The following is a 21515-nucleotide window of genomic DNA, read 5'->3' as shown; positions in this document are numbered from 1 at the left end:
GGGCAAGCATCTGAGGTCGGTTGCCAGTTCCTGGCAACGATTATCAAATGCGACCTTATCTCACTTGCCTGGGAGGCCTGGCCGGCAATGCTTTAGACAGCCGGACTGTTTCGTTAGATGCAGCGTCATCCCGCAGCGGCGACACCCCTCCCGTGGCCGGGTCGGGGGTCGTCGCGGAGACTCAGCGGATCTCGCTGGGGGAGATGCCGTAGCGCTTGCGGAAAGCGATGGAGAAATGCGCCGGGCTGTAGCCCACCCGGTAGGCCACCGTGGAGACGTTCGCCTCTTCGTCGCAGAGCATCCGGTGCGCCTCGCGCAGGCGGTATTCCTGCAGGTAGCCGAATACGCTGGCGCCGAACACCTTGCGAAAGCCGGCAGTCAGCTTGCGCGGGTTCATGCCCACGCGGCTGGCCAGCGTGTCCAGCGACGGCGGCTCCTGCAAGGCGCCGACCAGCAGGTCGCGGGCGGCGTGGATGCGCTCGACCTCCGAGCAGGTGATGCGCGGCTCCTCGACGGGGCGCCCCTCGCCGGAAAGGAACTGTGCGCTGAGCGCGGCCAACTCCAGGGCCTTGCCGCCGAGGTAGAGATCGCGGGTCGGACCGAGCATCTGGCAGGTGGCGATCTGCGAGGCCAACGCCTGCATCGCCCGCGGCGCCGGGCAGCTCATGATTCGCGGATCGCCGCCGGGGCGGCGTATCAGTTGCTCGGGCAGCCAGCCGAGGCGGCTGTCCAGGGCTTCGACGCCGAGTTGGACGATGGTGTAGCGCAACGGCTTGTCGGTGCCGTAGATCTGCGCCGAGGTGAAGTCGCCATCGTTGGCGATGGTGCACAGGCTCGGCCCCTCGATGAGGTGCTCGGGCTGGCCGGGAATCCGGCAGCGCAACTGGCCGCTCTGCACGAGGATCAGGCGCAGGCCGCGCTCCAGCGGTTCCTCGAACCAGTCCTCGCTGGCCGAACAGAAGGTTCCGGTCACCAGCTTCATGTTCGGATCGATGTGCGCGACGCCGGGCCGGTTGCCCGGTGCCGGCGCGGCGGCATCGGCCTGTGGCGGAGCAATGATGGTGATGGTCATCAGGTTTTCCTGTAGCCCGGGCGCTGCCGACGCGGCGACGCCTTCCTGGATACGTGGGGGCAGGGGGACTTTTTAGCGGAGATGGACAAAGCGCCCTGCACTCCGCCCCTGCAGCGAATGAAAAAGCCCCGCAATCGAAAGGCGCGGGCTTGCGCGGTCCCTGCCGCCCGCCAATGATAATAAATCTCATTTCCCAGCAATGGCAATCGACCGCATCCACGGAGATCGCATGACTTCCTCGCCCGTCACCCCATCGGCCGTCGACGACGCCCCCGACTGGCCCGCCGCCTTCGTCCGCCGCTATCTCGACGCCGGCCACTGGCAGGACCAGAACTTCGCCGAAGCCCTGGCCGCCAGCGCCGCGCGCCATCCGCGGCGGATCGCGCTCTGCGACGACGACCAGCGGCTCAGCTATGCCGACCTGCTCCAGCGCTGCCGCCGCCTGGCAGCCGGACTGCGCCAGGCCGGCCTCGCACATGGCGACACGGTAGTGCTGCACCTGCCCAACGGCATCGCCTTCGTCGAGACCTGCTTCGCCCTGTTCCAGCTCGGCGTACGCCCGGTGCTCGCCCTCCCCGCCCATCGCCAGCATGAGATCAGCGGTTTCTGTCGCTTCGCCGAGGCCAAGGCCTACATCGGCGCCGAACGGATCGACGGCTTCGACCCACGGCCGATGGCCCGTGAGCTGCTCGCCAGCGGCGCCTGCCGGATGGCGCTGATCCACGGCGAAGCCGAGGCGCCGCTGCAAGCGCTGGCACCGCTGTACCAGGCCGACGCGCTGGAAGACTGCGCCGCCCGCGCCGAGGATATCGCCTGCTTCCAGTTGTCCGGCGGCACCACCGGCACGCCGAAGCTGATTCCCCGGCGTCATCGCGAGTATCTCTACAACGTCCGCGCCAGCGCCGAGGTCTGCGGCTTCGACGAGCACACGGTGTACCTCACCGGCTTGCCGATGGCGCACAACTTCACTCTCTGCTGCCCCGGAGTGATCGGCACGCTGCTGGCCGGCGGCCGCGTGGTGGTCAGCCAGCGCGCCGATCCCGAGCATTGCTTCGCCCTGATCGCCCGTGAACGGGTCACCCACACCGCCCTGGTACCGCCGCTGGCGATGCTCTGGCTGGATGCCCAGGAAAGCCGCCGCGCCGATCTATCCAGCCTGCGTCTGCTCCAGGTCGGCGGCTCCAGGCTCGGCAGCAGTGCCGCGCAACGCGTCGAACCGGTGCTCGGCTGCCAGTTGCAACAGGTGCTGGGAATGGCCGAGGGGCTGATCTGCTACACCCGCCTGGACGATCCGCCCGAACGCGTGCTGCATACCCAGGGCCGGCCGCTGTCGCCGGACGACGAAGTGCGGGTGGTCGACGCCGAGGGCCGCGAGGTCGGCCCCGGCGAGGTGGGCGAACTGACCGTGCGCGGTCCCTACACCATCCGCGGCTACTACCGCCTGCCCGAACACAACGCCAAGGCCTTCAGCGCGGACGGCTTCTACCGCACCGGCGACCGGGTCAGCCGCGACAAGGACGGCTACCTGGTGGTGGAGGGCCGCGATAAGGACCAGATCAACCGCGGCGGCGAGAAGATCGCCGCGGAAGAGGTGGAGAACCTGCTGATAGCCCATCCGCAGGTGCACGACGCCACCGTCGTGGCGATGCCCGACAGCCTGCTCGGCGAGCGCACCTGCGCCTTCGTCATCCCGCGCCAGCCGGCGCCCTCGGCGCTGAAGCTGAAGCAATACCTGCACGCCTGCGGGCTGGCCGCGTTCAAGGTGCCGGACCGCATCGAGCTGGTCCCGGCCTTCCCCCAAACCGGCATCGGCAAGATCAGCAAGAAGGACCTGCGCGAGCGCCTGCGCCGCGAGCTGGAGGCCCGCGCATGAGCGCCGCCTGGGTCCGGCCGTTCCGCCTGACGCCGATGCCGCGCCTGCGCCTGGCCTGCTTCCCCCATGCAGGCGGCAGCGCCAGCTTCTTCCGTAGCTGGAGCGAACGCCTGCCGCCAGACATCGACCTGCTTGCCCTGCAGTACCCGGGTCGCGAGGACCGCTTCAACGAGGCGCCGGCCACCCGCCTGGAGGACCTCTCCGACGGCGCCGCCCTCGCCCTGCGCGATTTCGCCGACGCGCCCCTGGCGCTGTTCGGCCACAGTCTCGGCGCGGCGCTGGCCTACGAAACCGCCCTGCGCCTGGAAAGCGCCGGCGCGCCGCTGCGCCACCTGTTCGTCTCCGCCCATCCGGCACCGCACCGGCAACGCGGCGGCGCGTTGCACCGCGGCGACGAGGCGGCGCTGCTGGAGGACGTCCGCCGCCAGGGTGGCGCCAGCGAGCTACTCGAGGACGCCGACCTGCGCGCGCTGTTCCTGCCGATCCTGCGCGCCGACTACCAGGCGATCGAGACCTACCGACGGGCGCAGCCCATCGCCCTGGCCTGCGCCCTCGACGTCCTCCTCGGCGAGCACGACGAGGAAGTCAGCGCCGCCGAGGCGCAGGCCTGGAGCGACGCCAGCCGGACTCCCGCCAGGCTGCGGCGCTTTCCTGGCGGCCACTTCTACCTGAGCGAGAGGCGCGACGCGGTGATCGAGCACCTGCTGCGCCGCCTCGCACATCCCGACGCCCTTTCCCGAGAGGTTGCATGATGAAAACTCCCGAAGACTGCACCGGCCTGGCGGACATCCGCGAGGCCATCGACCGGATCGACCTGGATATCGTCCAGGCCCTCGGCCGCCGCATGGACTACGTCAAGGCGGCGTCGCGCTTCAAGGCCAGCGAGGCGGCGATTCCGGCGCCCGAGCGGGTCGCCGCGATGCTCCCCGAGCGCGCCCGCTGGGCCGAGGAGAACGGACTCGACGCGCCCTTCGTCGAGGGACTGTTCGCGCAGATCATCCACTGGTACATCGCCGAGCAGATCAAGTACTGGCGCCAGACACGGGGTGCCGCATGAGCCGGCTGGCACCCCTGAGCCAGTGCCTGCACGCCTTGCGCGGCACCTTCGAGCGCGCCATCGGCCAGGCGCAGGCGCTCGATCGTCCGGTGCTGGTGGCGGCGTCGTTCGAGATCGACCCATTGGACCCGCTGCAGGTATTCGGTGCCTGGGACGACCGGCAAACGCCCTGCCTGTACTGGGAACAGCCCGAGCTGGCGTTTTTCGCCTGGGGCTGCGCCCTGGAGCTGCAAGGCCACGGCGAACAGCGCTTCGCCCGGATCGAGGAAAACTGGCAATTGCTCTGCGCCGACGCCGTGGTCGAGGGCCCGCTGGCGCCGCGCCTGTGCGGCGGATTCCGCTTCGATCCGCGCGGCCCGCGCGAGGAACACTGGCAAGCCTTCGCCGATGCCAGCCTGATGCTCGCCGGCATCACCGTGCTGCGCGAGGGCGAACGCTACCGGGTACTCTGCCAACACCTGGCCAAGCCCGGCGAAGATGCCCTGGCCCTGGCCGCCTACCACTGCTCGGCGCTACTGCGCCTGAGGCAGCCGGCCAGACGCCGGCCCTCGGGGCCGACCGCTGGCGCGCAGGGCGACGCTTCGGCGCAGGAGCGCAGGCAATGGGAAGCCAAGGTGAGCGACGCGGTAAGCAGTGTCCGCCAGGGACGCTTCGGCAAGGTCGTGCTGGCCCGCACCCAGGCCCGGCCTCTCGGCGACATCGAGCCGTGGCAGGTCATCGAACACCTGCGTCTGCAACATGCCGACGCCCAGCTGTTCGCCTGTCGCCGCGGCAACGCCTGCTTCCTCGGCGCCTCCCCGGAACGCCTGGTCCGCATTCGCGCCGGCGAGGCACTCACCCATGCCCTGGCCGGGACCATCGCCCGCGGCGGCGATGCCCAGGAAGATGCGCGGCTCGGACAGGCCCTGCTGGACAGCGCCAAGGACAGGCACGAACACCAGTTGGTGGTGGAGGCGATCCGTACGGCCCTGGAACCCTTCAGCGAGGTACTGGAAATCCCCGATGCGCCCGGCCTGAAACGACTGGCGCGAGTCCAGCACCTGAACACGCCGATCCGCGCCCGCCTCGCTGACGCAGGCGGCATCCTGCGGCTGCTGCAGGCGCTGCATCCGACCCCCGCGGTGGGCGGCTACCCACGCAGCGCGGCGCTGGACTACATCCGCCAGCACGAAGGGATGGACCGCGGCTGGTACGCCGCGCCGCTGGGCTGGCTCGACAGCGAAGGCAACGGCGATTTCCTGGTGGCGCTGCGCTCGGCCCTGCTCACGCCGGGCCGGGGCTACCTGTTCGCCGGCTGCGGTCTGGTAGGCGATTCGGAACCGGCCCACGAGTATCGCGAAACCTGCCTTAAGCTCAGTGCCATGCGGGACGCTCTGTCCGCCATAGGCGGCCTGGACGAAGTGCCCTTGCAGCGCGGCGTCGCCTGAAAACGAAGACCCCCTGCGGCCCGAGGGCGGCAGGGGGTCTTCGAAGGTCTGCCCGTGGCGCGGACGGGCCGCGTCGCAAGGGCGTCGCTTAGAACGGAATGTCGTCGTCGAAGCTGTCGTAGTCCTGGGCCGGTTGCGGCGCCGGTTGCTGCTGCGGGGCCGGACGCGACTGCTGCTGCGGGGCCTGCTGCGGGCGCTGCATGGGCTCGCGCGGGGCGCGCTGCGAATCGTCGCCGGAGGGGCGGCCGCCGAGCAACTGCATGTTGCCGTTGATGTCGACCACGATCTCGGTGGTGTAGCGATCCTGACCGTCCTGGCCCTGCCACTTGCGGGTGCGCAGGCTGCCTTCGACGTAGACCTGGGAACCCTTGCGCAGGTACTCGCCGGCGATCTCCGCCAGGCGGCCGAAGAACACCACGCGGTGCCATTCGGTGCGCTCCTGTTGCTGGCCGGTCTGCTTGTCCTTCCAGCTCTCGCTGGTGGCGAGGGTGATGTTGGTCACCGCATTGCCGTTGGGCATGTAGCGGGTTTCCGGGTCACCACCGACGTTACCAACCAGAATGACTTTGTTAACCCCACGGGCCATGACGTTCTCCTAAGGTTCAGCATCCGCCCGGCGCGGCCTGGGCCAGGCGCTCGAGGGCGGTGCGATCCACTTGTTGGGTATCCACTTTGACATAGGCGGCGGCCTCCTCGGCCACCACCACGGCGTCTGCCACACCGGGCAACGCCCTGAATCGCTGGACCAGCACCGCGTCCTGCAGCGCGGCGGGCGCGAGCGGCAGGCGAATGCTGGTCACATAAGGCGGTTCGCGCATGGTAACAGCAATCGCCAGCCAGAGGGCAGCGAGCACCGCGCATCCGATGAACACCATGCTCAGCCCGCCGTGCTGGAACATCCAGCCGCCGAGGATGCCGCCCAGCGCCGCGCCGAGGAACTGGCTGGTGGAATACACCCCCATCGCCGTGCCCTTGCCGCCGGCCGGCGAGACCTTGCTGACCAGCGACGGCAGCGAGGCTTCGAGCAGGTTGAAGGCAGTGAAGAACACCACCGTGCCGACCACCAGCATGGCCAGGCTGTGACCGAAGACCAGGAAGAACAGTTCGCAGGCCAGCAGGGTCGCCACCGCGCCGGTCAGCACGCGCTTCATGCGACGCTTCTTCTCGGCGTAGATGATGAACGGCACCATGCCGAAGAAACCGACCAGCAGCGCGGTCAGGTAGACCCACCAGTGCTGCTCCTTGGGCAGGCCCCCCTCGTGCACCAGTGCCAGCGGCAAGGCGACGAAGCTGGCCATGAGGATGGCGTGGAGGATCAGGATGCCGGCGTCCAGGCGCAGCAGGTCGCCGTGCTTCAGGGTCGGCAGCAGGGCCTGGCGCGCCACGCTGGATTCGCGGTGCTGGGTCATGTGGTCCGGCTGCGGGACGAAGAACAGGATCAGCAGCAGGCCGACCAGCGCCATCCCGGCGGTGAACCAGAACAGCCCATGCAGGCCGAACAGATGGGTCAGCACCGGGCCGAGCACCATGGCCACGGCGAAGGAGACGCCGATGCTCATGCCGATCATCGCCATCGCCTTGGTCCGGTGCTGCTCGCGGGTGAGGTCGGAGAGCAGCGCCATCACCGCCGCCGAGATCGCCCCGGCGCCCTGCAGGACGCGGCCGGCGATCACCCCCCAGATGGAGTCGGCATTGGCCGCGAGGGCCGCGCCGGCGGCGAAGATCAGCAGCCCGACGACGATCACCGGGCGCCGGCCGATGCGGTCGGAAATGGTCCCGAAGGGAATCTGCAGGATCGCCTGGGTCAGGCCATAGGCGCCGATGGCCAGGCCGATCAGCGCCGGGGTCGCGCCGGCCAGGTCCTGGCCGTAGGTGGCCAGCACCGGCAGGACCATGAACATGCCGAGCATGCGGAAGGCGAATACCAGTGACAGCCCGACGGCCGCTCGCGTTTCGGTACCGCTCATCCGCTCAGTATGTGAGTCGTGCATAACACCCTCATGGAAGAAACCGCTGCAGGGCAAGGCCTCATGCCCCTGCCGATGGCGCCGCCGCCCGCTCCTGGGCGGCCGGGGCAATGCCCGCGCCGGAAAAATGCCGCGCATTCTACCAGTCCGCCCCCTCGCGGCACAGGCGCGCCACTTTGCCGCGCGCTAGCGGCCAGCCGTATAATCAGCGGTTTTCGCCCGCCATGCGAGGCCGCTGTGGATAAGATCCTGATTCGTGGGGCGCGTACCCACAACCTGAAGAACGTCGACCTCACACTGCCACGCGACAAACTGATCGTGATCACCGGTCTTTCCGGTTCCGGCAAGTCTTCCCTGGCTTTCGACACGCTCTATGCGGAAGGCCAGCGGCGCTACGTGGAATCCCTCTCGGCCTACGCCCGGCAGTTCCTGTCGATGATGGAGAAGCCGGACGTGGACACCATCGAAGGGCTGTCGCCGGCGATTTCCATCGAACAGAAGTCCACTTCCCACAACCCACGCTCCACCGTGGGTACGATCACCGAGATCTACGACTACCTGCGCCTGCTTTATGCCCGCGTCGGTACCCCGCGCTGCCCGGACCACGACATCCCGCTGGAGGCGCAGACCGTCAGCCAGATGGTCGACCAGGTCCTGGCCCTGCCGGAAGGCAGCAAGCTGATGCTGCTGGCGCCGGTGATCCGCGAGCGCAAGGGCGAGCACCTGGCGGTGTTCGACGAGATGCGCGCGCAGGGCTTCGTCCGCGCCCGGGTCGACGGCAAGCTCTACGAACTCGACGAAGTGCCGAAGCTGGATAAGCAGAAGAAGCACAGCATCGATGTGGTGGTGGACCGCTTCAAGGTTCGCGCGGACCTCCAGCAACGCCTGGCCGAGTCGTTCGAGACCGCCCTGTCCCTGGCCGACGGTATCGCCCTGGTAGCACCGATGGACGAGGACGAGGATGTCGAGGAGATCATCTTCTCGGCGCGCTTCGCCTGCCCGGTCTGCGGCCACTCTATCAGCGAGCTGGAACCCAAGCTGTTCTCCTTCAACAACCCGGCCGGCGCCTGTCCGACCTGCGACGGCCTCGGCGTGAAGCAATTCTTCGACGCGCGCCGGGTGGTCAACGGCGAGTTGACCCTGGCCGAGGGCGCGATCCGCGGCTGGGACCGGCGCAACGTCTATTACTTCCAGATGCTCGGTTCGCTGGCCCAGCATTACGGCTTCAGCCTGGAAGAACCCTTCGACGAACTCGGCGCCGAACACCAGAAGGTGGTGCTCTACGGCTCCGGCCGGGAAAACGTCGACTTCCGCTATCTCAACGACCGCGGCGACATCGTCAAGCGTTCGCACCCCTTCGAAGGCATCCTGCCGAACCTTGAGCGGCGCTACCGCGAGACCGAGTCGGCCACGGTCCGCGAGGAGCTGGCCAAGTTCCTCAGCACCCAGCCCTGCCCGGATTGCCACGGTACCCGCCTGCGCCGCGAGGCGCGGCATGTGTGGGTCGGCGACCGGACGCTGCCGGCGATCACCGCGATGCCGGTCGGCGAAGCCTGCGAGTATGCCGCCGGACTCAGCCTGACCGGCCGCCGTGGCGAGATCGCGGCGAAGATCCTCAAGGAAATCCGCGACCGCCTGCAATTCCTGGTCAACGTCGGCCTCGACTACCTGACCCTCGACCGCAGCGCCGACACCCTGTCCGGCGGCGAAGCCCAGCGCATCCGCCTGGCCAGCCAGATCGGCGCCGGCCTGGTGGGAGTGATGTACATCCTCGACGAACCCTCGATCGGCCTGCACCAACGCGACAACGAGCGCCTGCTCGGCACCCTCACCCACCTGCGCAACCTCGGCAACACGGTGATCGTGGTCGAGCACGACGAGGACGCGATCCGACTCGCCGACTACGTTGTCGACATCGGTCCGGGCGCCGGCGTGCACGGCGGCCAGGTAGTGGCGGAAGGTACGCCCGACCAGGTGATGAACCACCCCGACTCGCTGACCGGCAAGTACCTTTCCGGGCGCAAGAAAATCGCGGTTCCGGCCAAGCGCACCCCGCGCGACAAGAAGAAGCTGCTGAAGCTGAAAGGTGCCCGCGGCAACAACCTGCAGAACGTCAACCTGGAAATCCCGGTCGGCCTGTTCACCTGCATCACCGGGGTCTCGGGCTCCGGCAAGTCGACGCTGATCAACAACACCCTGTTCCCGATCACCGCCACCGCGCTGAACGGCGCGACTACCCTGGAAGTGGCGCCGTACGACTCGTTCGACGGCCTGCAGCACCTGGACAAGGTGGTCGACATCGACCAGAGCCCGATCGGTCGTACCCCGCGCTCCAACCCGGCGACCTATACCGGCCTGTTCACGCCGATCCGCGAACTGTTTTCCGGCGTGCCGGAGGCCCGCTCGCGCGGCTACGGTCCCGGCCGCTTCTCGTTCAACGTCAAGGGCGGCCGTTGCGAGGCCTGCCAGGGCGACGGCGTGATCAAGGTGGAGATGCACTTCCTGCCGGATATCTACGTTCCCTGCGATGTCTGCAAGGGCAAGCGCTACAACCGCGAGACCCTGGAGATCCGCTACAAGGGCAAGAGCATCCACGAGGTGCTGGAGATGACCATCGAGGAAGCCCGCGAGTTCTTCGACGCCGTCCCCGCCCTGGCGCGCAAGCTGCAGACGCTGATGGACGTCGGCCTGTCCTACATCAAGCTGGGCCAGAGCGCGACCACCCTCTCGGGCGGCGAGGCGCAGCGGGTCAAGCTGTCCCGCGAGCTGTCCAAGCGCGATACCGGCAAGACCCTGTACATCCTCGACGAACCGACCACCGGCCTGCATTTCGCCGACATCCAGCAACTGCTCGACGTGCTCCACCGCCTGCGCGACCACGGCAACACCGTGGTGGTGATCGAGCACAACCTGGACGTGATCAAGACCGCCGACTGGCTGGTCGACCTCGGCCCCGAGGGCGGCTCCAAGGGTGGCCAGATCATCGCCAACGGCACGCCGGAGCAGGTGGCCGAGATGCCCCAGTCGCACACCGGCCACTTCCTCAAGCCGCTGCTGGAACGCGATCGCGCCTGATTGCCGGGCGCTCATGAAAAAGCCCCTGCGACCGTGAGGCGCAGGGGCTTTTTCGTATCCGCGGGGTAGGGTCAGATCTGCGATTGCAGGTAGTTCTCCAGGCCCATCCTGGCGATCAGGCCAAGCTGTTGCTCCAACCAGTAGGCGTGGTCTTCCTCGGTGTCGGCCAACTGGGCCTTGAGGATGTCGCGGCTGACGAAGTCCTTGTGCTGCTCGCAGAGGGCGATGCCCTTGGCCAGCGCGGCGCGGACATGGCGCTCGAGCTTGAGGTCGGCCTCGAGCATCTCCGGCACCGTGGTGCCCGGGTGGATATCGTCGGGACGCATGCGCGGCGTACCTTCGAGCAGGAGGATACGGCGCAGCAGGGCGTCGGCGTGCTGGGTCTCCTCCTCCATCTCGTGGTTGAGGCGCTCGTAGAGCTTGCTGAAGCCCCAGTCCTCGTACATGCGCGAGTGGATGAAGTACTGGTCGCGCGCGGCCAGCTCGCCGGTCAGCAGCGTGTTGAGGTAATCGATGACTTCCGGATGGCCTTGCATCGGGGGCTCTCCCTGGAGAAAACTAGGAATCTAGCCGCATATGCTCCCGGCTCCGCCTGATCCGGGTCAAGCCAATGCAGATAAAAAAGCCCCCTTCCTAGGAAGGGGGCCGGGGGCCTCATCAGGCCATCAGTCCAGCTTCAGGCCGAGGGCGTCGGCGACGCCTTTGCCGTAGGCCGGGTCGACCTTGAGGAACAGGCCGATCTGGCGACGCTGGATCTGTTCCGGTACATCGCGGATGTCTTCGGCGATGTTGGCGAACAGCCGCTGCTTCTGCTCGTCGGTGAACAGATGGAACAGCGCGGCGGGCTGGCTGTAGTAGTCGTCGTCCACCCGGTGGTTCCAGTGGTCCGCCGCGCCCTCCAGGCTCAGCGGCGGCTCGGAGAAGTCAGGCTGCTCCTGCCACTGGTTGAAGCTGTTCGGCTCGTAGGTGACGCGCTGATGGGCGTTGTTGCCGTCCACCCGCATGCCGCCGTCGCGGTGGTAGACCTGGTGCGGGCAACGCGCGGCGTTCACCGGGATCTGGTGGTGGTTGACGCCCAGGCGATAGCGATGGGCGTCGCCGTAGGAGAACAGACGGCCCTGGAGCATCTTGTCCGGCGAGAAACCGATACCGGGCACCACGTTGGCCGGCGTGAAAGCGGCCTGCTCGACCTCGGCGAAGTAGTTGTCCGGGTTACGGTTCAGCTCGAAGAAGCCCACTTCGATCAACGGGTAGTCGCCGTGGGGCCAGACCTTGGTCAGGTCGAACGGGTTGTAGCGATAGGTGGCCGCTTCCTTCTCGGGCATGATCTGCACGTACATCTTCCAGCGCGGGAAGTCGCCTTTCTCGATGCTCTCGTACAAGTCGCGCTGCGAACTCTCGCGGTCCTGGGCGATCACTTCGGCAGCCTCGGCGTTGGTCAGGTTCTCGATGCCCTGTTGGGTCTTGAAGTGGAACTTGACCCAGAAGCGCTCGTTGTTCGCATTGATGAAGCTGAAGGTATGGCTGCCGAAACCATGGATGTGCCGATAGCTCTTCGGCAGGCCGCGGTCGCTGAAGTCGATGGTCAACTGATGCAGCGACTCGGGGAGGTGAGAGAAAAAGTCCCACTTGAAGGTCGCATTGCGCAGGTTGGTGCGCGGGTCACGCTTCACCACGTGGTTGAGATCGGGGAACTTGAGCGGGTCGCGCAGATAGAACACCGGGGTGTTGTTGCCGACCAGGTCCCAGTTGCCCTGCTCGGTGTAGAAACGCATGGAGAAGCCGCGGATGTCTCGCTCGGCATCCGCCGCGCCACGCTCACCGGCGACGGTGGAGAAGCGCAGGAACATATCGGTCTTCTTGCCGACCTGGGAGAAGATCTTCGCCCGGGTGTAGGGGGTGATGTCATGGGTGACGGTGAAGGTGCCGTAGGCCGCGGAGCCTTTCGCATGCATGCGTCGCTCGGGGATCACTTCGCGATCGAAGTGGGCGAGCTTCTCGAGGAACCACACGTCCTGCAGCAACATCGGGCCCCGCGGACCGGCGGTCTGCACGTTCTGGTTATCGACCACCGGTGCGCCAGCGGCAGTGGTCAGGCGGGTCTTCTCTTCCATTTACTCTCTCCTCAACGGCTAACGTGCTATGAAGCGAAGCGGCTACACGGAAATCATCAGCGTGGACCAGGGATTGGCGGAGGACAACCTGTCGGCTGAACCAAGCGCCCTTTGCATTGATCTCGCTTATCCGAACGTAGCTTTTCGTAAAAGCAGGTTAAGGATGAATGACAGCCCTCCCACAATCCAATTTATTAAAGACAGCGAGCCGATAGATAAAAACTTTAAGGCAGGTAATAAAAAAACCGGGCCTGGGCCCGGTTTCTTGTGCAGCAGATGCCTTATTCGGCAGCTTCTACGACTTCACCGCCGACAGGACGATCAACCAGCTCGACGTACGCCATGGGGGCGTTGTCGCCAGCGCGGAAACCGCACTTCAGGATGCGCAGGTAGCCGCCCGGACGGTTGGCGTAGCGCTTGCCCAGGTCGTTGAACAGCTTGCCAACGGCAGCTTTCGAACGGGTACGGTCGAAAGCCAGGCGACGGTTGGCGACGCTGTCTTCCTTGGCCAGGGTGATCAGCGGCTCGGCAACGCGACGCAGTTCCTTGGCCTTGGGCAGGGTGGTTTTGATCAGTTCGTGTTCGAACAGCGACACCGCCATGTTCTGGAACATAGCCTTGCGGTGCGCGCTGGTGCGGCTCAGGTGACGACCACTTTTACGATGGCGCATGGTTCAATTCCTTTCCAAACTTTACGTTCGGTAGTTACGACGATCAGGCAGTGGCCTTGTCGTCTTTCTTAAGACTTGCCGGCGGCCAGTTATCGAGGCGCATACCGAGGGACAGACCACGGGAAGCCAGAACGTCCTTGATTTCGGTCAGGGACTTCTTGCCCAGGTTCGGCGTTTTCAACAGCTCCACTTCGGTGCGCTGGATCAGGTCACCGATGTAGTAGATGTTTTCCGCCTTCAGGCAGTTGGCCGAACGTACGGTCAGTTCCAGGTCATCGACCGGGCGCAGGAGGATCGGATCGATCTCGTCTTCCTGCTCTTCAACGACGGGTTCGCTGTCGCCCTTGAGGTCCACGAACGCTGCCAGCTGCTGTTGCAGGATGGTAGCGGCGCGACGGATAGCCTCTTCGGGATCCAGAGTGCCGTTGGTTTCCAGGTCCAGGACCAGTTTGTCCAGGTTGGTGCGCTGCTCGACACGGGCGTTTTCCACCACGTAGGAGACACGACGGACCGGGCTGAACGATGCGTCGAGCTGCAGACGGCCGATGCTGCGGCTTTCGTCTTCATCGCTCTGACGTGCGTCGGCAGGCTCGTAGCCACGGCCACGAGCTACCTTCAGCTTCATGTTCAGCGCGCCGTTGTCTGCCAGGTTGGCGATAACGTGGTCACCGTTGATGATCTCAACATCGTGATCCAGCTGAATATCGGCAGCAGTCACAACACCCGAGCCCTTCTTAGCCAGGGTCAGCGTCACTTCATCACGACCGTGCAGCTTGATGGCCAGACCTTTCAGGTTCAGCAGGATCTCGATTACATCTTCCTGCACACCTTCGATCGCCGAGTACTCGTGGAGTACGCCGTCGATCTCGGCCTCGACCACTGCGCAGCCAGGCATGGAGGACAACAGGATGCGACGCAGCGCGTTGCCCAGGGTGTGACCAAAACCACGCTCGAGAGGCTCGAGCGTGATCTTGGCGCGGGTTTGACTGACCACCTGCACATCGATGTGGCGGGGGGTCAGGAACTCATTTACCGAACTCTGCATGGATGCACCTATTTTCTAGCCCTTACTTGGAGTAGAGCTCGACAATCAGGTTTTCGTTGATATCAGCGGACAGGTCGCTGCGAGCCGGAGCACTCTTGAAGGTACCAGCCTTCTTGTCGAGGTCGACTTCGACCCACTCGACGCGACCGCGCTGGCCACAGAGTTCCAGAGCCTGAGCGATACGCAGCTGGTTCTTCGATTTTTCGCGAACAGCTACGACGTCACCGGCCTTCACTTGGTAGGAAGGGATGTTGACGGTCTGACCGTTGACGGTGATGGCCTTGTGGGATACCAGCTGGCGGGATTCCGAACGAGTGGAACCGAAGCCCATGCGGTATACGACGTTGTCCAGGCGGCACTCGAGCAGTTGCAGCAGGTTCTCACCGGTAGAACCCTTGCGACGGGAAGCTTCCTGGTAGTAACCGCGGAACTGACGCTCCAGCACGCCGTAGATGCGACGTACTTTCTGCTTTTCACGCAGCTGCAGACCGTAGTCGGACAGACGGCCACGACGCTGGCCATGCTGGCCAGGAACGTTTTCAGCCTTGCACTTCGAGTCGAGGGCGCGGGCGCCGCTCTTCAGGAACAGGTCGGTGCCTTCACGGCGAGACAGTTTGCACTTGGGACCAATGTAACGAGCCATTTCTCACTGTCTCCTATTACACGCGACGCTTTTTCGGCGGACGGCAGCCGTTATGCGGGATCGGGGTTACGTCGGTGATGCTGGCGATCTTGTAGCCGCAAGCATTCAGAGCGCGAACGGCGGACTCGCGGCCCGGGCCCGGGCCCTTGACGTTGACGTCCAGGTTCTTCAGACCGTATTCCAGGGCAGCCTGGCCGGCACGCTCGGCCGCTACCTGGGCAGCGAACGGGGTGCTCTTACGCGAGCCGCGGAAACCGGAACCACCGGAGGTCGCCCAGGACAGTGCGTTGCCCTGACGGTCGGTGATGGTCACGATGGTGTTGTTGAAAGACGCGTGGATGTGGGCGATCCCATCGACCACTGTCTTTTTGACTTTCTTACGGGGACGAGCAGCAGGTTTTGCCATGACTAGATTCCTACGCGATTACTTGCGGATCGGCTTACGCGGGCCCTTGCGGGTACGCGCGTTGGTCTTGGTACGCTGACCGCGAACCGGCAGACCGCGACGATGACGCAGACCGCGGTAGCAACCGAGGTCCATCAGACGCTTGATGTTCATGTTGATTTCGCGACGCAGGTCACCTTCGGTGGTGATCTTCGCGACTTCGTTACGCAGCTGATCGATCTGCTCGTCGCTCAGGTCCTTGATCTTGGCAGCCGGGTTTACGCCGGTGGCTGCGCAGATGCTCTGAGCAGTAGTGCGACCAACACCATAGATGTAGGTCAGCGAGATAACAGTGTGCTTGTTATCCGGAATGTTGACGCCTGCAATACGGGCCATTCAGAAAAACTCCAATTGACAGCTACCCTGCGCCCAGGAAGCCAAGAAAGGGCGCGGATATTAGCGCTGTAATAGCAAATAATCAACCCGGCAGCACACTAGCTGCCGGGTTATCACGCGTGGATCACAATCAGCCTTGGCGCTGCTTGTGACGCGGTTCCGCGCTGCAGATCACCCGCACGATGCCATCGCGACGGATGATTTTGCAGTTACGGCACAGCTTCTTGACCGATGCACGAACTTTCATCACCAACTCCTCGAACCTTACGGGTCTATCAGCGCAGCATGCCGCTGCCGTAGCCCTTCAGGTTGGCTTTCTTCATCAGGGATTCATACTGGTGAGAAACGAGGTGAGATTGCACCTGGGCCATAAAGTCCATGACAACCACGACCACGATCAACAGCGAGGTCCCGCCAAGATAGAACGGCACGTGCGCCGCAACCACCAGGAACTGGGGCAGCAGGCAGACAGCCGTCATGTACAGAGCACCGAACATGGTCAAACGGGTCAGCACGCCATCGATGTAGCGAGCGGACTGTTCGCCCGGACGGATGCCCGGAATAAATGCACCGGACTTCTTGAGGTTCTCCGCCACGTCCTTCGGGTTGAACATCAGCGCTGTATAGAAGAAGCAGAAGAAAACGATCCCTGCAGTGAACAGCAAGATGTTCAGCGGCTGCCCCGGAGCGATCGCTTGCGCGACGTCCTGCAACCAACCCAAGCCTTCCGACTGACCGAACCAGGAGCCCAGGGACGCCGGGAACAGCAGGATACTGCTGGCGAAAATCGCGGGAATCACACCCGCCATGTTCACCTTCAACGGCAGATGGCTGGTCTGCGCTGCAAACACCTTGCGGCCTTGCTGGCGCTTGGCGTAATGCACCGCGATGCGACGCTGGCCACGCTCGATGAACACCACGAACGCGATGATCGCCACGGCCAGCAGGCCGACGCCGATCAGGGCGAAGATGTTGATGTCACCTTGACGGGCAGACTCGAAAGACTGACCGATGGCGCGCGGCAGGCCTGCAACGATACCAGCGAAGATCAACATCGAGATGCCGTTGCCGACACCGCGCTCGGTGATCTGCTCGCCCAGCCACATCATGAACATGGCACCAGCCACGAAGGTGGTGACAGCCACGAAGTAGAAGCCGAAGTCGTTGGAGAAGGCTACGCCCTGGCTGCCCAGGCCAACGGACATGCCGATGGCCTGGACCAGTGCCAGGACTACAGTACCGTAGCGGGTGTACTGGCTGATCTTGCGACGCCCAGACTCACCCTCTTTCTTCAACTGCTCCAGCTGCGGGCTGATAGCGGTCATGAGCTGCATGATGATCGATGCCGAGATGTACGGCATGATCCCCAGTGCAAAGATACTCATGCGCTCCAGCGCGCCGCCGGAAAACATGTTGAAGAGGCTAAGAATGGTCCCCTCGTTCTGCCGGAACAGTGCCGCCAAGCGATCGGGGTTGATGCCCGGAACTGGGATGTGCGCGCCGATCCGATAGACGATGATCGCCAGGAATAGGAAACGCAGACGTGCCCAGAGCTCGGACAGACCGCCGTTGCTTAGCGCAGAGAGAGCACCTTGCTTAGCCATTTAGTCCTCGAATTTACCGCCAGCTGCTTCGATAGCCGCACGCGCACCCTTGGTGGCGGCGATACCTTTCAGGGTGACCGCACGACCAACTTCGCCGGACAGCATGACTTTGACGCGCTGTACGTGCTGGTTGATCAGGTTGGCATCCTTCAGGGTCTGCAGGCTGACGACGTCGCCTTCGACCTTGGCCAGCTCGGAGGTGCGTACTTCAGCACGATCCATGGCCTTCAGGGAAACGAAGCCGAACTTCGGCAGGCGACGGTGCAGAGGCTGTTGACCACCCTCGAAGCCCGGAGCGACCTTGCCACCGGAGCGGGAGGTCAGACCTTTGTGACCACGGCCACCGGTCTTGCCCAGACCGCTACCGATGCCACGGCCCGGACGGTGCTTTTCGCGACGGGCACCCGGCGCGGAACGCAGATCGTTCAGTTGCATGGATTAACCCTCCACACGCAGCAGGTAGTAGGCCTTGTTGATCATGCCGCGGTTCTCAGGAGTGTCCTGAACTTCGACGGTATGATTGATGCGACGCAGGCCGAGACCCTTGACGCAAGCCTTGTGGTTGGCCAGACGGCCGTTCAGGCTCTTGACCAGAGTGACTTTGACAGTTGCCATGGTTAGAGAATCTCCTCGACGCTCTTGCCACGCTTGGCCGCTACTGCTTCCGGAGCCTGCATGTTCTTCAGGCCCTTGAAGGTGGCATAAACCACGTTCACCGGATTGGTGGAGCCATAGCACTTGGCCAGGACGTTCTGCACACCAGCCACTTCCAGAACGGCACGCATGGCGCCGCCGGCGATGATGCCGGTACCTTCCGAAGCCGGCTGCATGTACACCTTGGAGGCGCCATGGGCGGACTTGGTCGGATACTGCAGGGTGGTGCCGTTCAGATCGACTTGGATCATGTTGCGGCGAGCGGCTTCCATTGCTTTCTGGATGGCGGCCGGCACTTCACGCGCCTTGCCACGACCGAAACCAACGCGACCCTTGCCATCACCCACCACGGTCAGTGCGGTGAAAGCGAAGATACGGCCACCTTTTACGGTTTTGGCGACGCGGTTAACCTGAACCAGCTTCTCGATGTAGCCTTCGTCGCGCTTTTGCTCGTTGTTTGCCATAACTTAGAACTCCAGTCCGCCTTCACGAGCGGCATCAGCCAGCGCTTTCACACGGCCGTGGTACTTGAAGCCAGAACGATCGAACGCCACCTGGGTGACGCCGGCCGCTTTGGCGCGCTCGGCGACCAGTTGACCAACTTTCTTGGCTGCATCGATGTTGCCGGTGGCACCTTCGCGCAGGTCTTTGTCCAGGGTCGAGGCGCTGGCCAGGACCTTGCCGCCGTCGGCCGCAATGACCTGGGCGTAAATGTGCTGGGAAGAGCGGTACACGCAGAGGCGTACGGTTTCCAGCTCGCGCATCTTCAGGCGTGCCTTGCGAGCGCGACGCAGACGGGTTTCTTTCTTGACGCTCATTTGCTATGCCCTACTTCTTCTTGGCTTCTTTACGACGGACGACTTCGTCGGCGTAACGCACGCCCTTGCCTTTGTAAGGCTCCGGCGGACGGAAGTCGCGAATTTCGGCAGCAACCTGACCGACCAGCTGCTTGTCGATACCCTTGATCAGGATATCGGTCTGGCTGGGGGTCTCAGCGACGATGCCGGCCGGCAGTTCGTAATCAACCGGATGGGAGAAGCCGAGGGACAGGGACAGCACTTGGCCCTTGGCCTGCGCTTTGTAACCAACGCCGACCAGCTGGAGCTTGCGCTCGAAGCCCTGGCTGACGCCGACTACCATGTTGTTCACCAGAGCACGGGTGGTACCAGCCATGGCGCGAGTCTGCTGGTCGCCGTTACGCGCAGCAAAACGCAGCTCACCGCTGTCCTGGATCACTTCGACCGAAGGATGGACCTTGAGCTCCAGAGCACCTTTGGCGCCCTTGATGGACAGTTGCTGACCAGCCAGTTTGATTTCAACGCCGGCAGGCAGCTTGACGGGGTTCTTAGCAACGCGAGACATGCTGATTCCCCTTAGAACACAGTGCAGAGCACTTCGCCGCCAACACCAGCAGCACGGGCAGCACGATCGGTCATCACACCTTTGTTGGTGGAGACGATCGACACACCGAGGCCGCCACGAACTTTCGGCAGTTGCTCAACGGATTTGTACTGACGCAGGCCAGGACGGCTGATGCGCTTGACCTCTTCGATGACAGGCTTGCCTTCGAAGTACTTCAGTTCGATGGACAGCTGGGGTTTTACTTCCGAGCTGATCTGGAAATCCGCAATATAGCCTTCGTCCTTCAGGACTTTGGCTACCGCCGCTTTCAGTTTCGAGGACGGCATGCTTACGACGGTCTTTTCAGCCATCTGGGCATTACGGATGCGAGTTAGCATGTCTGCTAACGGGTCCTGCATACTCATGGGCTTAACGCTCCTGATACAAAAGAATAAGCCTTCAACTTCAATTCGCCCATAAACGCCAGGCGAAACAAACCCAGGCTCAGGGGAGCCGGGTATTCTAGAGATCACGCCAAAACGAATCAAGCCCCATGAGGGGCTTGATTCGATGTCGCGATCAACGGTGCCGACTGGCGACACCGTTCGCTGCGATTACCAGCTGGCTTTCACCAGACCCGGTACGTCGCCGCGCATGGCGGCTTCGCGCAGCTTGTTACGGCTCAGGCCGAACTTGCGGTAGAAGCCGTGCGGACGACCGGTCAGGCGGCAACGGTTACGCAGGCGGCTGGCGCTGGCGTCACGCGGTTGCTTCTGCAGGGCGACCTGGGCATTCCAACGCTCTTCCGCAGAGGAGTTCGGATTAGCGATGATCGCTTTCAGCTCGGCACGCTTCTTGGCGTACTTGGCTACCGTCAGCTGACGCTTCAGCTCGCGGTTCTTCATGCTCTCTTTAGCCATGTTCCTACTCCAATCAGTTACGGAACGGGAATTTGAAAGCACGCAGCAGGGCGCGACCTTCGTCATCCGTACGAGCGGTGGTGGTCAGGGTGATGTCCAGGCCACGCAGCGCATCGATCTTGTCGTAATCGATTTCCGGGAAGATGATCTGCTCTTTCACGCCCATGCTGTAGTTGCCGCGACCATCGAAGGACTTGGCATTCAGGCCGCGGAAGTCACGCACGCGCGGCAGGGAGATGGACAGCAGACGATCCAGGAACTCGTACATCCGGTCGCTACGCAGGGTGACCTTGACGCCGATCGGCCAGCCTTCACGGATCTTGAAGCCTGCGATGGACTTACGAGCGTAAGTCACGACCGGCTTCTGACCAGTGATCTTTTCCAGATCGGCTACGGCGTTCTCGATGATCTTCTTGTCACCGACCGCCTCGCCAAGACCCATGTTCAGGGTGATTTTGGTAACGCGCGGAACTTCCATCACGTTCGCCAGCTGAAGCTCTTCTTTCAGCTTGGGCGCGATTTCCTTCCGATAAATTTCTTTCAATCGTGCCATGGTGATCTACCTAGCAGCCTCAAGCCTGAACCGGTTTCTGGGTCGACTTGAAGACACGAATTTTCTTACCGTCTTCTACCTTGAAGCCAACGCGGTCAGCCTTGCTGGTTTCAGTATTGAAGATGGCGACGTTGGAGACGTGCAGAGGCGCCTCCTTCTCGACGATACCGCCCTGTTGGCCGAGCATCGGATTGGGCTTGGTGTGGCGCTTGATCAGGTTCACCCCGCCGACGACCAGACGGTCGTCAGCGAGAACCTTCAGCACCTTGCCACGCTTGCCCTTGTCCTTGCCGGCAATGACGATTACTTCGTCGTCACGACGAATCTTTTGCATGACGGCTACTCCTTACAGCACTTCGGGGGCGAGCGAGACGATCTTCATGAACTTCTCGGTACGGAGTTCACGAGTCACTGGCCCAAAGATACGGGTGCCGATCGGCTCCTGCTTGTTGTTCAGCAGGACGGCGGCGTTGCCGTCGAAGCGGATGATGGAACCGTCGGTACGACGTACGCCGTGCTTGGTGCGAACGACCACGGCAGTCATGACCTGGCCCTTCTTCACTTTGCCGCGCGGAATCGCTTCCTTGACGGTGACCTTGATGATGTCGCCGATGCCGGCGTAACGGCGGTGGGAACCGCCGAGCACCTTGATGCACATCACACGACGCGCGCCGCTGTTGTCAGCGACATCGAGCATGGATTGAGTCTGAATCATATA

Annotated in this window: 27 protein-coding genes; 5 read left to right on the top strand and 22 right to left on the bottom strand. The window is 63.8% G+C overall.

The annotated features are described in order from the left end of the window. Positions 1 to 181: 181 nt before the first annotated feature. A complete protein-coding gene (gene pchR, locus AT700_RS03575; protein ID WP_003106955.1) occupies positions 182 to 1072 on the bottom strand; it encodes a pyochelin biosynthesis transcriptional regulator PchR in 891 nt (296 codons plus the stop codon). A gap of 229 nt (positions 1073 to 1301) precedes the next feature. Between pchR and pchD the strand changes: the two genes are divergently transcribed. The 4 genes from pchD to pchA are packed head-to-tail and all read left to right on the top strand — an operon-like array spanning position 1302 to position 5429. Further along, positions 1302 to 2945 carry a pyochelin biosynthesis salicyl-AMP ligase PchD gene (pchD, locus tag AT700_RS03570; protein ID WP_003118945.1) on the top strand — a complete coding sequence of 548 codons (1644 nt, stop codon included), beginning with the start codon at positions 1302 to 1304 and terminating at the stop codon, positions 2943 to 2945. Beyond that, positions 2942 to 3697 carry a pyochelin biosynthesis editing thioesterase PchC gene (gene pchC / locus AT700_RS03565; protein ID WP_048520760.1) on the top strand — a complete coding sequence of 252 codons (756 nt, stop codon included), beginning with the start codon at positions 2942 to 2944 and terminating at the stop codon, positions 3695 to 3697. The genes pchD and pchC overlap by 4 nt, the downstream gene beginning before the upstream one ends. Beyond that, the gene (gene pchB, locus AT700_RS03560; protein ID WP_003106950.1) at positions 3697 to 4002 is read left to right on the top strand and encodes an isochorismate lyase PchB; all 306 of its coding nucleotides are present in this window, start codon (positions 3697 to 3699) and stop codon (positions 4000 to 4002) included. Before pchC ends, pchB begins: the two co-directional genes overlap by 1 nt. Next, positions 3999 to 5429: an isochorismate synthase PchA gene (gene pchA / locus AT700_RS03555; protein ID WP_014602457.1), complete on the top strand. Its 1431-nt coding sequence runs from the start codon at positions 3999 to 4001 to the stop codon at positions 5427 to 5429. Before pchB ends, pchA begins: the two co-directional genes overlap by 4 nt. Positions 5430 to 5517: 88 nt before the next feature. On the opposite strand, the gene ssb is transcribed toward pchA, so the two are convergent. Both ssb and AT700_RS03545 read right to left on the bottom strand, forming a co-directional pair. After that, positions 5518 to 6015: a single-stranded DNA-binding protein gene (gene ssb / locus AT700_RS03550; protein WP_003114685.1), complete on the bottom strand. Its 498-nt coding sequence runs from the start codon at positions 6013 to 6015 to the stop codon at positions 5518 to 5520. Positions 6016 to 6031: 16 nt separating this feature from the next. Beyond that, positions 6032 to 7420, bottom strand: coding sequence for an MFS transporter (locus AT700_RS03545; RefSeq protein ID WP_003103910.1), 1389 nt, complete (start codon positions 7418 to 7420; stop codon positions 6032 to 6034). A gap of 213 nt (positions 7421 to 7633) precedes the next feature. On the opposite strand from AT700_RS03545, the gene uvrA reads away from it, so the two are divergent. Next, a complete protein-coding gene (gene uvrA, locus AT700_RS03540) occupies positions 7634 to 10471 on the top strand; it encodes an excinuclease ABC subunit UvrA (protein WP_003093663.1) in 2838 nt (945 codons plus the stop codon). Positions 10472 to 10542: 71 nt separating this feature from the next. On the opposite strand, the gene bfr is transcribed toward uvrA, so the two are convergent. The 19 genes from bfr to rplN all read right to left on the bottom strand — a co-directional run bounded on the left by bfr (position 10543) and on the right by rplN (position 21512). Further along, on the bottom strand, positions 10543 to 11007 hold the full coding sequence (gene bfr, locus AT700_RS03535; protein WP_003093668.1) for a bacterioferritin: 465 nt from the start codon (positions 11005 to 11007) through the stop codon (positions 10543 to 10545). Between the two features lie 129 nt (positions 11008 to 11136). Further along, on the bottom strand, positions 11137 to 12585 hold the full coding sequence (katA, locus tag AT700_RS03530) for a catalase KatA (protein ID WP_003103909.1): 1449 nt from the start codon (positions 12583 to 12585) through the stop codon (positions 11137 to 11139). A 281-nt stretch (positions 12586 to 12866) separates the two neighbouring features. Next, positions 12867 to 13256 carry a 50S ribosomal protein L17 gene (gene rplQ / locus AT700_RS03525; RefSeq protein WP_003093672.1) on the bottom strand — a complete coding sequence of 130 codons (390 nt, stop codon included), beginning with the start codon at positions 13254 to 13256 and terminating at the stop codon, positions 12867 to 12869. Between the two features lie 43 nt (positions 13257 to 13299). Beyond that, positions 13300 to 14301, bottom strand: a complete 1002-nt coding sequence (locus AT700_RS03520) for a DNA-directed RNA polymerase subunit alpha (RefSeq protein WP_003093675.1) — start codon at positions 14299 to 14301, stop codon at positions 13300 to 13302. 22 nt (positions 14302 to 14323) lie between these two features. Then, on the bottom strand, positions 14324 to 14944 hold the full coding sequence (gene rpsD, locus AT700_RS03515; RefSeq protein WP_003093678.1) for a 30S ribosomal protein S4: 621 nt from the start codon (positions 14942 to 14944) through the stop codon (positions 14324 to 14326). A 16-nt stretch (positions 14945 to 14960) separates the two neighbouring features. Further along, on the bottom strand, positions 14961 to 15350 hold the full coding sequence (rpsK, locus tag AT700_RS03510; RefSeq protein ID WP_003093689.1) for a 30S ribosomal protein S11: 390 nt from the start codon (positions 15348 to 15350) through the stop codon (positions 14961 to 14963). An 18-nt stretch (positions 15351 to 15368) separates the two neighbouring features. Then, a complete protein-coding gene (gene rpsM, locus AT700_RS03505; protein ID WP_003093692.1) occupies positions 15369 to 15725 on the bottom strand; it encodes a 30S ribosomal protein S13 in 357 nt (118 codons plus the stop codon). 130 nt (positions 15726 to 15855) lie between these two features. Then, positions 15856 to 15972 (bottom strand): 50S ribosomal protein L36, encoded by a 117-nt coding sequence (rpmJ, locus tag AT700_RS03500; RefSeq protein WP_003093693.1) that lies wholly within the window; start codon positions 15970 to 15972, stop codon positions 15856 to 15858. A 28-nt stretch (positions 15973 to 16000) separates the two neighbouring features. After that, on the bottom strand, positions 16001 to 17329 hold the full coding sequence (gene secY, locus AT700_RS03495; protein WP_003093694.1) for a preprotein translocase subunit SecY: 1329 nt from the start codon (positions 17327 to 17329) through the stop codon (positions 16001 to 16003). Beyond that, the gene (rplO, locus tag AT700_RS03490; RefSeq protein WP_003093695.1) at positions 17330 to 17764 is read right to left on the bottom strand and encodes a 50S ribosomal protein L15; all 435 of its coding nucleotides are present in this window, start codon (positions 17762 to 17764) and stop codon (positions 17330 to 17332) included. Between the two features lie 3 nt (positions 17765 to 17767). After that, positions 17768 to 17944, bottom strand: a complete 177-nt coding sequence (gene rpmD, locus AT700_RS03485) for a 50S ribosomal protein L30 (RefSeq protein WP_003093696.1) — start codon at positions 17942 to 17944, stop codon at positions 17768 to 17770. Positions 17945 to 17946: 2 nt separating this feature from the next. After that, positions 17947 to 18447 (bottom strand): 30S ribosomal protein S5, encoded by a 501-nt coding sequence (gene rpsE, locus AT700_RS03480; RefSeq protein ID WP_003093697.1) that lies wholly within the window; start codon positions 18445 to 18447, stop codon positions 17947 to 17949. Positions 18448 to 18450: 3 nt separating this feature from the next. After that, a complete protein-coding gene (rplR, locus tag AT700_RS03475) occupies positions 18451 to 18801 on the bottom strand; it encodes a 50S ribosomal protein L18 (protein WP_003093698.1) in 351 nt (116 codons plus the stop codon). A gap of 10 nt (positions 18802 to 18811) precedes the next feature. Then, positions 18812 to 19345: a 50S ribosomal protein L6 gene (rplF, locus tag AT700_RS03470; protein WP_003093699.1), complete on the bottom strand. Its 534-nt coding sequence runs from the start codon at positions 19343 to 19345 to the stop codon at positions 18812 to 18814. A gap of 11 nt (positions 19346 to 19356) precedes the next feature. Next, positions 19357 to 19749, bottom strand: coding sequence for a 30S ribosomal protein S8 (gene rpsH, locus AT700_RS03465; RefSeq protein WP_003093700.1), 393 nt, complete (start codon positions 19747 to 19749; stop codon positions 19357 to 19359). A 189-nt stretch (positions 19750 to 19938) separates the two neighbouring features. Continuing rightward, positions 19939 to 20244, bottom strand: a complete 306-nt coding sequence (gene rpsN / locus AT700_RS03460; RefSeq protein ID WP_003093701.1) for a 30S ribosomal protein S14 — start codon at positions 20242 to 20244, stop codon at positions 19939 to 19941. 13 nt (positions 20245 to 20257) lie between these two features. After that, positions 20258 to 20797: a 50S ribosomal protein L5 gene (gene rplE / locus AT700_RS03455; RefSeq protein WP_003093703.1), complete on the bottom strand. Its 540-nt coding sequence runs from the start codon at positions 20795 to 20797 to the stop codon at positions 20258 to 20260. 19 nt (positions 20798 to 20816) lie between these two features. Then, positions 20817 to 21131, bottom strand: coding sequence for a 50S ribosomal protein L24 (gene rplX, locus AT700_RS03450; RefSeq protein WP_003093711.1), 315 nt, complete (start codon positions 21129 to 21131; stop codon positions 20817 to 20819). A gap of 12 nt (positions 21132 to 21143) precedes the next feature. After that, on the bottom strand, positions 21144 to 21512 hold the full coding sequence (rplN, locus tag AT700_RS03445; protein ID WP_003093714.1) for a 50S ribosomal protein L14: 369 nt from the start codon (positions 21510 to 21512) through the stop codon (positions 21144 to 21146). Positions 21513 to 21515: the final 3 nt, after the last annotated feature.

Origin of the sequence: Pseudomonas aeruginosa (assembly GCF_001457615.1) — a bacterium.
GTDB classification, from domain to species: domain Bacteria; phylum Pseudomonadota; class Gammaproteobacteria; order Pseudomonadales; family Pseudomonadaceae; genus Pseudomonas; species Pseudomonas aeruginosa.
The sequence above is the reverse complement of the archived record's forward strand: the minus strand, read 5'-3'. Positions and strand labels throughout refer to the sequence as shown.